Consider the following 14,520-nt stretch of genomic DNA (forward strand, 5'->3'; position numbering starts at 1 on the left):
GCTGCCCGGCTGGGCCCTCCGGCTCCCCGAGAGCGCGGCCCGGCTGCTGCGCACGGGCAGTCCGGCGGTGCTGCCCCGGGTCCACGGCGGCGCCTGCCTGGTGGATCTGCGGTGCATCCCGGAGGACGACGATGAACGGCTGGTCAACGCGGTGCGGGCAGCCCTGGCGCACGCCGGCGAACCGCTCGGAACCGAAGGCAGCTGAAGATGTTCGTGGTGGCCACCGCCGGGCATGTCGATCACGGCAAGAGCACCCTGGTGCGCGCGCTGACCGGGATGGAGCCCGATCGGTGGGCCGAGGAACGCCGCCGCGGACTGACGATTGACTTGGGGTTCGCGTGGACCAGGCTGGCATCGGGCAGGGATGTGGCGTTCGTGGACGTCCCCGGGCACGAACGATTCCTCGGCAATATGCTGGCCGGGCTGGGGCCGGCGCCCGCCGTGTGTTTCGTCGTCGCCGCCGATGAAGGCTGGCAGGCCCAGTCCGGCGACCATCGCGACGCCATTGCAGCCTTGGGGATCAGCCACGGGATCATAGTGCTGACCCGCAGTGACCGCGCACCCGGCGGTGCAGACGAGGTACTCGCGCGGGTGCGGGCCGAACTCGAGGGCACCGGGCTGCGCGACGCGCCGGCCGTCATCGTGTCCGCGGTCGACGGGACCGGACTCGACGAGCTGCGCAGCGCACTGGATGACATGCTGACGTCCTTGCCCGAACCGGAGCCAGACGCCCGCGTCCGGTTGTGGATCGATCGGTCGTTCACCATCAGCGGTGCCGGAACGGTTGTGACCGGAACCTTGACGGCTGGCACGCTCGCCCAGGGCGACCGTTTGCTGCTCGTCGGCCACGACGGCGTCAGACCGGTGTCGGTGCGGGCCCTGCACAGCTGCAACCTGGCCGCTGGCTCCATCGGCCCCACCAGCCGCGTTGCGGTCAACCTCCGGTCCGGGCTGTCCGCTGACGCCATCCATCGCGGCGACGTTCTCCTCGCCGAGGATAGTTGGCCGTTGGTGGACACCGTGGACGTCCGGCGCACCATGGGTGCCTCTTTCGCGGACGCGCCAGGGCAACTGCTCGTCCACATTGGCACCGCCGCCGTGCCGGGCCGGATGCGCCCGTTCGGTGCGGACCACGCCCGCCTGACCCTCGACCGTCGGGTTCCCCTCGAACTGGGCGACCGTCTGGTGCTGCGGGCGACCGGTAGCCGATCGGTCTTGGCCGGGGCGCAGATTCTCGACGTCGAACCGCCCGCGCTCGACCGCCGCGGCGACAGCAGCCGGCGGGCCGGGGTCCTCGCAGCCATGTCACCCGGCGGGGACGCACTGACGGAAGTAGCCCGCCGGGGCGCGGTCCGTGTCGAACAATTGCGCCGGATGGGTGTTTCCGGTCTGGCCCGGGTGCCCGGCGGGGTGAGGGCCTTCGGCGAGTGGTGGGTGCACGAACCGGTCTTCGACGCGTGGCGACGGCGGCTGCGCAGCGCCGTGGAGCAACTCGCCGAGCAGGACCCGCTGGCGGCCGGGCTCTCCCGCGGAGCCGCCCGGGACCTGATCGGTCCGGCCGGCGGCGCGCTGCTGGATGCGGTTGTCCGGGAAGCGGGACTGGAGCACCGGGCGGGCTTCATCAATCTCCCAGGGCAGCGCCAGGACCTCGGCGCGGCCGAGGCCGGGATCGGCGCGCTGGAGAACCGGCTGAAGATTGCGCCGTTCGCTGCCCCCGAAGCCCACGACCTGAATGCCCTCGGCCTGGGCGCCCGCGAACTGGCGGCAGCTGAGCGCAGCGGCCGTCTGCTGAGGCTCGGCGACGGCGTCGTCCTGCTGCCGCGGGCACCTGCCCTGGCCATGCGCGAGCTTGCCGCCTTGCCCCAGCCGTTCACGACCAGTGAGGCGCGCAAGGCGCTGGGCACCACCCGGCGGGTCGCGATCCCGCTACTGGAGTACCTCGACAGCCGCGGCTGGACCCGGCGACTCGACGCGACCCGGCGCACCATCGCCTGAGATTGGAAGCGGGAACGGGAGGACGCGCGTGGCGGTACCCGTTGGCGCTTCTGGGGATCTGGGGAAGGGGCAGATGCCGCTCTTGCCTCTACCGGCGGGATGCCGTCAGGTACGTGCACGCTGTAGATGAGTTCGTGGTTGTCATGGCGCTGGGTCGGGAGCGCCCCTCATGTCGCGTGACATTTCTCCGCTGCGGATCGCGGCGGAGTTCCGCTTCAACATCTAGTCGCTCGGCCGGCGGCACGCCGCGAGCCCGGCTGCCAGTTCGGCAGGCAGGCTCGCGGCGCGACGCTCATGCGGTGCAGCCGCCGAGCGCTATCTGCCCGTCGATGGAGTTGATCCGGGCCTGGACGGCACGAAGTTCGTCCTCCAGTGCCTTGACCTTGGCCCGCTGCGCCACGGCCGCCTCTTTGTTCGTCTTCTTCTGGGCCTCCAGCCCGCGCAGTATCGCCTGCGCGTCGGTGAGCTGCGTGTCGAGCGCCGTGAGCTGCCCCTGCAAGGTCTTGAGCTCAGCCTCACCGGCGCTGATCTCGCCGTTGAGGCCATTGAGCTGGGTCAGCAGCGGCGCGACCCGGTCCTGCAGGGCCAGGACTTCGCGCTCCGCGACGGCGATCTGGGAGTTCAGGCCGGCGAGGGCGGCCACCAGCTTGTCCGTCTCGCTGTTCAGCGTGGCGATCTCGCCTTGCTTGGCCGCTACCGCCTGGTTCGAGCCATCGACTTTGGCCTGAAGTGCCGGCAGTTCGTCCGTCAGTGCGGCGATCTCGGCCGTCTTCGAGCCGACGGCGTTATTGGCGGCATCCAGGGCGGCCGCGGCCTTCGCGAGCTCACCCTGGAGGCCTTCGAGCACCGACTTCTGTGCGGCGATGGCGTCTTCAGCTTCAGCCACATTCCCGGTGAGGGTCGGCAACGCCGCTTCCAGCTCCGCGACCTCTGTCTCCTGGGCGGCCACCGCGTCCGCGGCGGCATCGGCCGCGGCCTGCAGCGCAGGGACCTGGTCCTGCAGCGTCGCGAGTTCGCGCTCCTTGGCGGCGGCGGCCTCCCGGGCATTGTCCAGTTCGGCCTGTAGCGCGGGCAGCTGGCCCTGCAGGGCCTTGATCTCCCCTTCCTTGGCCGCCGCGGAGGTCTTGGCGGCCGTCAGCTCGGCCTGCAGCTCCGCGCCCTGCTGCTGCAGCTGCATGCTCTCCTGCTGCTTGGCGGCGAGTTGGGAGTTGAGGGAATTGACCTGGTCCTGGAGCGCGGTCAGGTCGCCCTGCAGCCCCGAGATCAGCGCGTTCTTGTCCGCGATCCGGGCGTTCACCACGCTGAGTTCGGCCTCCTTCTCGGCCCGCTGGGCGATCAGGTCCCGCTTGGCCTGGGAGTTGCCCTTGATGGCGTCGATCTGCGCCGTCAGTGACGCGATCTGGTCCGTGAGTGCCGCTTTGCGGGCCTGGAGTGCTTCCAGGTCCTCCTGCGCTGTCTTCAGCTCGGACTGTTTCGCTATGATGTCCGCGTTCTTGGCGCCGATCTGTTCCTGCAGCACGGCGATCTGCCCGTTGACTGCCGCGACCTTCGCCGAATTGGTTTCCAGCGCGCCGGCCGTTGCCCGGACGTCCTCCTGCAGCTTGGCCAGTTCCTCCTGCGCCGTGGCGATTTCGGCGTTCTTTGCCTCGAGGGTGCCGGTGGCCGCCTGGGCGCGGTTTTCCAGTGCTGCCAGCTCGGTCCGCGCCGCGTCGACCTCCGTCTGCTTCGCCGCGAGGGCATCCGCAGCGGTGCCGGCCTCGTCCTGCAACACTGCCAGCTTCGCCTTGGAGGCGCTGATCTTCTCCTGCTGCGCCTCCAGCTCGGCCCGGGCCGCGGTTCCGGCCTCCTCGAGCCGCTTGAGTTCGGCTTCGGCGTCGTGGACCGACTGCATGGCGGCCGAAACGTCCGCGGCGGCAGCCTCTGCCGCATCGGCCAGTACCGCCAGCTCCGCCTTCGCTTCGGTGATTGCGGAGTTGTGTGTCGCGAGTGCGTCCTCTGCGGTCTTGGCCTCGGCCTGAAGCTGGGCGAGCTGGTGCATGGCGGTGTCGAGCTGCTCCTGCTTGGCCTCGATCTGCGTGTCCAGGTTCCGGGCCTGCGTGTTCAGCTGTGCAGCAGCAGCCCGGGCCGTGGCCAGCTGTTCCTGCAGCGGCGCCAGCTGCCCTTCCACAGCTGCCCTCTCGGCCTGGAGGCGTGCAAGCATCTGTTCCGCGTCAACAGCCGCCTGCGCGGTCGCGGACTGTTCAGCCTGTACCTCGGAGAGCTGTCTGTGGGCAGCCTCGAGGCCGGCAGCGAGCTTCTCGCCCTCTGCCTCCAGAGCGGCGATGGCCTCGGTGCTGGCGTCGATCTGCCGGGCCAAGGCAGCGGCGGTGTCTTTGAGCCCGGCACGTTCGGCCTGCAGCTTGGCGATGAGATCGGCGTTCTTGCGCACGGCCGCCTTGAGCAGGTTCTCCTGCACACTGCCGCGGTGCGCCAGTTGGTTCGCCACCGCGCTGCAGATTCCCGAACCGGTATCGGTTGCGGCGGTCGCCTGTGGGGCGAAGGCCAGCATCCCGCTGAATATGCCTGGCAGCACCAGGGCGCAAATCACGCGCCGGGCGGAGGCGGATGGAGCGGCAGTGTTAGGCATTGTTGAGTCCCCCAAGCAAGATGAAATGGACGCGGCCGGCCCTGGCCGCATCCCGGTTAAACCTTAATTTCGCCGCCGTCGGTTGGCATGAGTAGCAGTTACTGGAATCAGGGGCATGACTACTCGTTCCAGATGCCGTATCCGCGGGCTGCTTGCCTTCGGGCTGGAATTCCTCTGCCGGGAACGCTGGTGGGAATCAGCCGGCTCATCTCGGCACCGGCGTCGCGGGACGCCGCTGGCTGCTATTGCCGATGGCGGACACGGGCTGCGCTCCGCTTCTCCGTCCTCCGGCCGTTCCGCTTCCCGAAGCGGAACGGCCGGAGGACGGAGAATAGCCGCCCGCCGGGGAGCCGGCCGCCGGCGGTTTCCGTTGCAGCTCCATAACGATCCATTTTTGAAGTGACTCTTTTATACCGCTGGTTCCCCGCCGCGGCTACTCTCTTAGGCATGTGGGGCACGGCGTGAGTGATTGACTGCCGGACGGCGGCTACTATGAAGGCGCGTGCCAGTCCCTGTGCAAGTGCTTGGGACATTATCTACATTCAGACTCAAGGAGGCGGGATGCGTTTCGGACGTACTTCCAAAGCTATCGGTGTCGCGGCGGCTGCGGCTTTGGCACTGAGCGCCTGCGCCACGGCCGGAGGCGGTTCCAGCGCTACGGAGAGTGCCAGTGGCTCACAGACCGGCGGATCCATCAGCGTCGCCGAAACCAATGCGTTCAGCTCGTTCAATTCGGATTCCGCCAAGGGCAATGTCGATATCAACGGCAAGATCGCGTACATGACGCGCGGCGGTTTCTACCACATCGATAACGAGCTCAATGTCGTCCGGAACGAGGAATTCGGCACCTACGAAAAGGTCTCCGACGATCCGCTGGTGGTGAAGTACACCGTCAAGGAAGGCGTCAAATGGTCCGACGGCAATGCCATTGACGCCGGGGACCTGCTCCTGAACTGGCTGGTCGAGTCCGGTTTTGCCAATGACGCCAAGACCGATGAGAACGGCAAGGTCACCTCCGGCACCAACTACTTCGACTTCGCCGGTGACACCAGCGGCCTGAACCTGACCAAGCAGCCCGAGGTCGGCGACGGCGGCCGCTCCATCACCCTGACCTACTCCAAGCCGTACGCCGACTGGGAAATCGCCTTCGGCGGCCTCAGCGACGGCGGCATCGGCCTGCCGGCCCATGTGGTGGCCGAGAAGGCCGGACTGGCCGACGAACAGGCCCTTGTCGACCTGATTCAGGGCCTGAAGAAGGGCGACCCCGGGAACCCGGCCAAGGAGAATGCCCAGCTGAAGAAGGTCGCCGACGTCTGGAACACCGGCTTCGACACCAAGTCCCTGCCCAGCGACTCCTCGCTTTACCTCTCCAGCGGCCCCTTCATCGTGGACAGCATCACGCCGGACCAGTCGATCACCCTCGTGCGCAACGAGTCCTACACCTGGGGCCCGGCGCCGAAGGTTGACGAGATCACCGTGCGCTTCATCGGCGCCGCCCCGGACCAGGTCCAGGCGCTCAAGAACGGCGAGGTGGACATCATTGCCCCGCAGCCGTCGGCGGACACCGTCGAGCTGCTCAAGGCCATCGACGGCGTGACCGTCGATGTCGAGGACCAGCTCGCCTACGACCACATCGACCTGAACTTCAGCGGCGTCTTTGCCGACGCGGATGTCCGCCAGGCGTTCCTGAAGACCGTGCCGCGCCAGGCGATCGTCGACCGCATCGTCAAGCCGCTGAAGGAAGATGCCGCCCCGCTGAATTCGCAGTTCTTCATCCCCACCCAGGAGCCCTACAAGGCGTCCGCGGAGTCCAACGGCTCCTCTGCGTACGCCGACGTGGATATCGAAGGTGCCAAGCGGTTGCTCAACGGCAAGAAGCCCGAAGTGCGCATCATGTACAACAAGGACAACCCGAACCGGGTCGATGCCTACTCGCTGATCCAGGAATCCGCGGAGAAGGCCGGCTTCAAGATCGTCGACGGCGGCCTGGGCGCCTCGGACTGGGGCAGCGCGCTCGGCGGCGGCACCTACGACGCCGCCATCTTCGGCTGGACCTCCCCGGGCGTGGGGGTGTCCAACGTGCCGCAGATCTTCAAGACCAACGCCGGCTCCAACTTCAACGGCTTCTCCAACAAGGAAGCCGACAGGTTGATGGATGAGCTGATCGTCACCACGGACAAGGCGAAGCAGGACGAGCTGGTCACCAAGATCGACAAGCTGGTGTGGGAGTCGTTCTACGGACTGCCGCTCTTCCAGTCGGTGGGCCTGGACGCGTACAACAGCGACCGCGTGGAGGGCGTGAAGTACCAGCCCAACCAGACGGGCGTCTTCTGGAATTTCTGGGAGTGGGGCGTCAAGGGTTAGGCCGCAGGCTGATTGCCGCCTGAACCGGTGATTCCGATGTTTTCCTGAACCGGACGCGAGGCGCCGGGACCGCGAGCACCATGGTCCCGGCGCCTTCGCCATTCCGGCCGTTTGTAACCTGGATTAAACTCGCTGTGACAATGCGGATCCGCAGGATCCGCATGGGATTGAGGTTAAGGCGCACCATGGTGACCTACATCGTGCGGCGGCTGTTCACCGCCGTGCTCATCCTGCTCGGGGCATCGTTTGTCGTTTACCAGCTGACCGCGCTCTCCGGCGACCCCCTGCATGACCTGCGGGATTCCCCGGCGCCGAACAAGGAGCAGTTGATCCAGCAGCGCATCGAGCTGCTGGACCTGGACGTTCCTGCTCCCGTGCGCTACTTCCAGTGGCTGGGCGGGGCGGTGCGCTGCCTCATTCCGGCCCGGTGCGACCTGGGCTATGCCATCAACGGCCAGCCGGTGACCGAGGCCCTCGGCCGGGCCATGGGCATGACGATCCTGCTGGTCAGCGCCGCCGCGGTGCTGGCGATTGTGATCGGCGTTTCGCTCGGCATCGTCACCGCGCTGCGGCAGTACAGCACCCTGGACTACGGCGTGACGTTCATGGCGTTCCTGTTCTTTTCCCTGCCGGTGTTCTGGGTGGCGGTCCTGCTGAAGGAATTCGCCGCCATCGGCTTCAACAATTTCCTGCGCAATCCCCAGGTGCCGCCGCAGGCAATCCTGCTGATCGGGCTGGTCAGCGCCGCCGTGTGGTTCGTCTGTGCCTCCGGCACGCTGCTGCGCCGGCTCGGGGCGGCCGGAATCGGCTTCGCGCTGGCGGCCGTGGTGTTGTGGCTCCTCTCCGTGACCGAGTGGTTCGCCGCCCCGGGACTGGGCCTGGTGGTCATCGCCGTCACCGGCGTCGCCATCGCCTTCGGCATCACGCTGCTCACCGCCGGACTGAAGAACCGCAAGGCCCTCTATGCGGCACTGGCCAGCGTGGGTGTCGGCGTCGTGCTCTACTTTCCGGTCCAGCCCCTGCTGGCGCAGGCTACCGGCCTGATGATTTTCCTGTTGGCCGTGGCCACGGTCCTGGTCGGCCTGGCCGCCGGCTATTTGACGGGCGGCTACGACCGCCGCCAGAACATGAACGCCGCGGCAGTGACCGCCTTCCTGACCGGCGGGCTGATCCTGCTGGACCGGTTCATGCAGGCCTGGCCGGCCTACGTGGACAATTCGCGGATCAAGGGCCGCCCGATCGCCACCATCGGTTCGGAGACCCCGAACCTCCGGGGCGATTTCTGGATCCACGGCCTCGACACGTTCACCCACCTGCTGCTGCCCACCATAGCCCTGCTGCTCATCTCGCTGGCCTCGTACAGCCGCTACGCGCGTTCATCGATGCTGGAAATCATGAACATGGACTACATCCGCACGGCGCGGGCCAAGGGCCTGAGCGAGCGCACGGTGGTGATGCGCCATGCCTTCCGGAACGCGCTGATCCCGATCGCCACCATCGTCGCCTTCGACATCGGCGGCCTGATCGGCGGGGCGGTGATCACCGAGAACGTGTTCGCCTTCGCCGGGATGGGGCAGCTGTTCGTGAAGTCCTTGGACAGGGTCGATCCCAACCCCGTCATGGGTGTCTTCCTGGTCACGGGCATCGTGGCGCTGGCATTCAACCTGATCGCGGACCTTGTCTACTCCGCGCTGGATCCGCGAGTGAGGGTAAAGGCATGACAACCACCACGAAGGCAGACAAGGCCCTGGCCAAGGCCCTGAAGCAGGCCAAGGTCCCCAGGCCCGGAAAGCCCCGCAGGTCCGGGACGGCGCCCGGGGAAAAGGCGGGCCTGAGCCAGGGCCAGATTGTCCGCAAGCGGTTCCTGGGCAATACCGCCGCCATCATCAGCCTGGTGCTGCTGGTGCTGATCCTGGTGCTCGCGTACAGCGCGGGCGGTTCCTTCGGCATCCCGGGCTGGTGGAAGTACACGCACAACCAGGTCAATGACCTGGTCAACGGCGGCGCCCCCACCCTGCGGCTGTTCCCGTTCAGCCTGGGCGAGCATCCCTTCGGCCAGGACAGGCTGGGCCGCGACACCTTTGCGCAGACCATGCGCGGGATCCAGATTTCCACCGCCGTCATGTTCATCATCGGCATCGTCAGCGGTTTCATCGGCGTCGTCGTCGGTGCCGCCGCGGGCTACTTCCGCGGCTGGGTCGAGACCGTGCTCATGCGCCTGACCGACATCGTGATCATCATCCCGCTGATCATCCTGGCGGCGGTGCTGGGCAAGGTGGCCGGCCAGAGCGTGGCGGCCGGAGTCCAGCCGTACATCCTCGGGCTGTTCGTGGGCGCCGCGGTCTGGACCGGTTTGGCCCGCCTGGTGCGTGCCGAGTTCCTGTCGCTGCGCGAACGCGAGTTCGTCGACGCCGCGCGCATCGCCGGCGCCTCCAGCGCCCGCATCATCTTCAAGCACATCCTGCCCAACGCCGTCGGCGTGATCATTGTCAGCGTGACGCTGAGCATGTCCTCGGCCATCCTGCTCGAGACCAGCCTGTCCTACATCGGCATGGGCGTGAAGGCGCCGGATGTCTCGCTGGGGTTGCTGATCAGCCAGAACCAGGAGGCATTCTCCACCCGGCCCTGGCTGTTTTGGTGGCCCGGCGTGTTTATCGTGGCCATCTGCCTCTGCGTGAATTTCATCGGCGACGGGCTGCGTGACGCCTTCGACCCGCGCCAGAAGAAGTTCAACGCCAAGCGCGCCAAGGATGCCCCGGTCCAGACGCCGGTACAGATGCCGTCCGGTCCCGGGCAGTTGACCGATGCGTAGGACGGTGCGCTCAGGCCAGGGCCGCCGCGCCGGCGGCCAGCAGCACCACGGCCACGGCGATCGGGAGCCAGTTCGGCCGCACGGCCACCCTGGCCGCATCGGCGGCGCCGGCTTCCACGGTGCCGTCGGCGAGCAGTTCGCTCCAGCGTTTGCGCACCAGGTAGGCGGCGGCGCCGGAGTCCGTGTGGGACAGGTCGCCCGGCCGGATGGAGCCGGCCGGGCCGTAGGTGGTTTCCGGCAGGCCGCTGGCATGGTCGGCCCGTGCCCGGTACAGGGCGAAGATCCCGGGTGCCGGTGCCGCCCACGCGGAATACTTCCGCCGCGGGGTGACCAGCGTCAGGGCATACTTGGTGTCCACGGTCACCAGCGCGTCCCACGGAACCTTGATGGTGGCCAGCGGGTTGCGCAGCGTCACCTGCGCTTCGCCGACGACGACGGCCGGATACCAGGCCAGCCACCACGTCAGGTAGGCCAGGGTCGCCAGCGGGGTGGTCCGGACCAGCCCGGCCACCCCGTAGGCGGCTGCGGACACGGCCAGGCCAATGGCGGCCAGCAGCCACACGCTGCCGGTCAGCCAGGGGGCCGACCGCGGCCGGAAGACCGTGCGCGCCTCGGTTTCGTGGGTAGCCATGCCTCCATCGTTTCAGGATTTTGGACCGGGCACTGCCAGCACCGGGTGGAAGGACAACTGCAGCCATGACCGACTTCTTCGACATTCCCGACGCGGCCCCCGACGCAGGAGGCGCCGGGCAGGTCCCGGTGCTGCAGGTCCGCGGCCTGTGCGTGGACTTCGGCGTGGACAGGGAATGGGTGCCGGCGGCGGTCGACCTGGACTACGAGGTCAATGCCGGCGAGGTGCTCGCCATCGTGGGCGAGTCCGGTTCCGGCAAGAGCGCCAGCTCGATGGCGCTGCTGGGCCTGCTGCCGTCCAACAGCCGGATACGCGGCAGCGTCAAGCTCAACGGCCGGGAAATCCTGGGCCTGAGCCCGGCCCGGCTGCGCCAGCTGCGCGGCAACGACGTGGCGGTCATCTTCCAGGAGCCGATGACGGCCATGAACCCCGTCTACACCATCGGCTTCCAGATCGTGGAGACGATCCGGCTGCACAACGCCATCTCGCCGGATGCGGCCAGGGAGCGCGCCCTGCGGATGCTGGAGCTGGTGGAAATGCCCGACCCGGAAAAGGCCTTCAGGTCCTACCCGCACCAGCTTTCCGGCGGCCAGCGGCAGCGCGCCATGATCGCCCAGTCCCTCTCCTGCGACCCGAAGCTGCTGATCGCGGACGAGCCTACCACCGCCCTGGATGTGACCGTGCAGGCCGAAATCCTGGACCTGCTGCGCAACCTGCGCACCAAGCTGGCCAGCGCCATAGTGCTGATCACGCACGACATGGGCGTGGTGGCGGACCTGGCGGACCGGATCGCCGTGATGCGCAGCGGCCGGATTGTGGAGACCGGCACAGCGGTGGAGATCTTCAACAATCCCCGGCACGAGTACACCCGGACCCTGCTGGCGGCCGTGCCGCACCTGGGCACCGCCAAAGACGGTTCCGGAGCCGGCAGCGAGGACGTGGACATCAACGCGGCGCTGGCGGCAGCCACCGGAGTCACGCTGGAGGCCGTGGACGAGGCCGAGCTGCTCCGTCGGGAACGCGAGAACGCCCAGGCCCTGGCCCAGGCGGAGGCGGAAGCGGCAAAGGCGGCCGGGACCCCCGTCCTGGAGCTTGCCGGCGTCGCCATCGACTACCCGAAGCAGGGCCGGGTGCCGGCCTTCCGCGCGGTGGAAGGCGCCAGCCTGGCCATCCACCAGGGCCAGGTCCTCGGGCTGGTCGGGGAGTCCGGCTCCGGCAAGACCACGATCGGCCGCGCCGCCGTCGGACTGCTGCCGGTGGCGGCCGGATCGCTGAAGGTGGCCGGGCAGGAAATCGCCGGCGCCACGCGCCGGCAGTTGCAGTCCCTGCGCCGGCAGGTGGGCATGGTCTTCCAGGACCCGGCCTCCTCGCTGAACCCCCGGCTGCCCATCGGCGAGAGCATCGGTGAGCCGATGTACCTGGCCGGCATGGCCAAGGGGGCAGCGCTGCAGCACCGGATCGAGACGCTGCTGGACCAGGTCCAGCTGCCGCGAACCTACCGCAACAGGTACCCGCACGAACTCTCCGGCGGACAGAAGCAGCGCGTGGGCATCGCCCGCGCCCTCGCACTTCAGCCCAAGCTGATGGTGGCGGACGAACCGACGTCGGCACTGGACGTCTCGGTGCAGGCGGCGGTGCTGGAGCTGTTCCGGAACCTGCAGCAGGAGCTGGGCTTCGCCTGCCTGTTCGTCACCCACGACCTGGCGGTGATCGACGTGCTGGCGGACCGGATCTGCGTGATGCAGCGCGGGCGGATCGTGGAGCAGGGAACCCGGGACGAAATCCTGCGCAATCCGCAGGAACCGTACACCCAGCGCCTGCTGGCGGCCGTGCCGCTGCCGGATCCGGAACGGCAGCGCGAACGCCGCGAACTGCGCGCCCGGCTGCTCGCCACCGAGTCCGCCTGAGGCCGGCCGGTTCCGCGGTCCGGCGCCCAATTGGGCCGATTGCCGCGCCGGGCCGTAGAATGGAGTGCCTACCCGCATCCGGGAGGTGCTGGCAGGCTGCACTGGAGCCGCTCCGCCGAATCGCTCGGCGGGCCGCTGCCGCAGGCCCAGGAAGCCACATAACCATGGAAGAGTAATACCGCATGTCTGAAATGACCGCGTCGACGCAGAGCGCCGTCCGCAGCGACCTTCGCAACGTCGCTATCGTTGCCCACGTCGACCACGGTAAGACCACCCTGGTTGACGCCATGCTGCGCCAGACCGGCGCCTTCTCCACCCACGGGGAGGTGGAAGAGCGCGTCATGGACTCCGGCGACCTGGAGCGCGAGAAGGGCATCACCATCCTGGCCAAGAACACCACGGTGTTCTATTCCGGCCCCGCCGCCGAGGGCAAGACGATCACCATCAACGTGATCGACACCCCCGGCCACGCCGACTTCGGCGGCGAGGTGGAGCGCGGGCTGTCCATGGTCGACGGCGTCGTGCTGCTGGTGGATGCCTCCGAGGGCCCGCTGCCGCAGACCCGCTTCGTGCTGCGCAAGGCGCTGGCCGCCAAGCTGCCGGTCATCCTGGTGGTCAACAAGACGGACCGCCCGGATGCCCGGATCGACGGCGTCGTGGCCGATTCCATGGACCTGCTGCTGGGGCTGGCCTCGGACCTGGCCGACGAGGTGCCGGACCTGGATCTGGACTCCGTGCTCGATGTGCCGGTGGTCTACGCCTCCGGCCGCGAGGGCCGCGCCTCGCTGGAGCAGCCGGCGGACGGCACCGTTCCGGACAGCGAGGACCTGGAACCGCTGTTCCAGGCGATCCTGAAGCATATCCCGGCCCCGTCCTACGACGAAGGCGAGGTCCTGCAGGCGCATGTGACCAACCTGGACGCCTCCCCGTTCCTGGGCCGCCTGGCGCTGCTGCGCATCTTCAACGGCACCCTGCGCAAGGGCCAGCAGGTGGCCTGGGCCCGCCACGACGGTACGCTCAAGACCGTCAAGATCACCGAACTGCTGGCCACCAAGGGCCTGGAGCGCGTGCCGGCCGAATCCGCCGGCCCGGGCGAGATCGTCGCCGTGGCCGGCATCGAGGACATCATGATCGGCGAGACGCTCACCGACCTTGAAAACCCCAAGCCGCTGCCGCTGATCACTGTGGACGACCCGGCCATCTCCATGACCGTGGGCATCAATACCTCGCCGCTGGCCGGCAGGGTCAAGGGCGCCAAGGTCACCGCGCGCCAGGTCAAGGACCGGCTGGACAAGGAACTGGTCGGCAACGTGTCCCTGAAGGTGCTGCCGACCGAGCGCCCGGATGCCTGGGAGGTCCAGGGCCGCGGCGAGCTGGCGCTGGCCATCCTGGTCGAGCAGATGCGCCGCGAGGGCTTCGAGCTGACCGTGGGCAAGCCGCAGGTGGTCACCAGGAAGATCGACGGCAAGGTCCACGAGCCGATCGAGCACATGACCATCGACGTGCCGGAGGAATTCCTCGGCGCCGTCACCCAGCTGATGGCCTCGCGCAAGGGCCGCATGACCAACATGGCCAACCACGGCACCGGCTGGGTCCGGATGGAATTCACCGTCCCGGCCCGCGGCCTGATCGGCTTCCGCACCAAGTTCCTGACCGAGACCCGCGGCGCAGGCATCGCCTCCTCCTACGCCGGCGGCTACGAGCCGTGGGCCGGGGAGATCGAGTACCGCACCAACGGCTCGCTGATCGCCGACCGGGCCGGGGTGGCCACCCCGTTTGCGATGATCAACCTGCAGGAGCGCGGGACCTTCTTCGTAGAGCCGACCTCCGAGGTCTATGAGGGCATGATCGTCGGCGAGAACTCCCGCGCGGACGACATGGACGTGAACATCACCAAGGAAAAGAAGCTCACCAACATGCGGTCCTCCACCGCCGACAGCTTCGAGGGCCTGACCCCGCCGAAGAAGCTGACCCTGGAAGAGTCCCTGGAGTTCGCCCGCGAGGACGAGTGCGTGGAAATCACCCCGGAAGCCATCCGGATCCGCAAGGTCATCCTGGACGCCAACGAGCGGCTGAAGGCCAACCGCGCCCGCGCCAAAGCGTAGCCGCCGAGGAGCCCCGCCGCGGGCGTGCGGCGGCGGGAGGCGGCCGGGCCGGTTTCAGGGCCGGGCCGTCCGGCTACTAC

Annotated in this window: 8 protein-coding genes and 1 pseudogene; 7 read left to right on the forward strand and 2 right to left on the reverse strand. The window is 68.2% G+C overall.

Features of this window, described 5'->3' with window-relative positions:
• Positions 1-205 (forward strand): annotated as a pseudogene (locus ACFQ36_RS04340) (L-seryl-tRNA(Sec) selenium transferase); the annotation flags it as partial.
• A 2-nt stretch (positions 206-207) separates the two neighbouring features.
• A complete protein-coding gene (gene selB, locus ACFQ36_RS04345) occupies positions 208-1,995 on the forward strand; it encodes a selenocysteine-specific translation elongation factor (protein ID WP_377010990.1) in 1,788 nt (595 codons plus the stop codon).
• 292 nt (positions 1,996-2,287) lie between these two features.
• On the opposite strand, the gene ACFQ36_RS04350 is transcribed toward selB, so the two are convergent.
• Positions 2,288-4,621 carry a chromosome segregation ATPase gene (locus ACFQ36_RS04350; protein ID WP_377010991.1) on the reverse strand — a complete coding sequence of 778 codons (2,334 nt, stop codon included), beginning with the start codon at positions 4,619-4,621 and terminating at the stop codon, positions 2,288-2,290.
• Between the two features lie 561 nt (positions 4,622-5,182).
• On the opposite strand from ACFQ36_RS04350, the gene ACFQ36_RS04355 reads away from it, so the two are divergent.
• From ACFQ36_RS04355 to ACFQ36_RS04365, 3 genes are all read left to right on the forward strand, one after another.
• A complete protein-coding gene (locus tag ACFQ36_RS04355; protein ID WP_377010992.1) occupies positions 5,183-6,985 on the forward strand; it encodes an ABC transporter family substrate-binding protein in 1,803 nt (600 codons plus the stop codon).
• Between the two features lie 185 nt (positions 6,986-7,170).
• A complete protein-coding gene (locus ACFQ36_RS04360; protein WP_377011056.1) occupies positions 7,171-8,706 on the forward strand; it encodes an ABC transporter permease in 1,536 nt (511 codons plus the stop codon).
• Positions 8,703-9,797: an ABC transporter permease gene (locus ACFQ36_RS04365; RefSeq protein WP_377010995.1), complete on the forward strand. Its 1,095-nt coding sequence runs from the start codon at positions 8,703-8,705 to the stop codon at positions 9,795-9,797. Before ACFQ36_RS04360 ends, ACFQ36_RS04365 begins: the two co-directional genes overlap by 4 nt.
• Before the next feature lie 10 nt (positions 9,798-9,807).
• On the opposite strand, the gene ACFQ36_RS04370 is transcribed toward ACFQ36_RS04365, so the two are convergent.
• Positions 9,808-10,428, reverse strand: coding sequence for a PH domain-containing protein (locus ACFQ36_RS04370; protein WP_377010996.1), 621 nt, complete (start codon positions 10,426-10,428; stop codon positions 9,808-9,810).
• A gap of 65 nt (positions 10,429-10,493) precedes the next feature.
• Here ACFQ36_RS04370 and ACFQ36_RS04375 point away from each other — a divergent pair, with 65 nt between their 5' ends.
• Both ACFQ36_RS04375 and typA read left to right on the forward strand, forming a co-directional pair.
• Positions 10,494-12,335 (forward strand): ABC transporter ATP-binding protein, encoded by a 1,842-nt coding sequence (locus ACFQ36_RS04375; protein ID WP_377010998.1) that lies wholly within the window; start codon positions 10,494-10,496, stop codon positions 12,333-12,335.
• A 182-nt stretch (positions 12,336-12,517) separates the two neighbouring features.
• The gene (gene typA, locus ACFQ36_RS04380; protein WP_377010999.1) at positions 12,518-14,440 is read left to right on the forward strand and encodes a translational GTPase TypA; all 1,923 of its coding nucleotides are present in this window, start codon (positions 12,518-12,520) and stop codon (positions 14,438-14,440) included.
• Positions 14,441-14,520 lie beyond the last annotated feature (80 nt).

Origin of the sequence: Arthrobacter sp. GCM10027362 (assembly GCF_042679445.1) — a bacterium.
GTDB lineage: Bacteria > Actinomycetota > Actinomycetes > Actinomycetales > Micrococcaceae > Crystallibacter.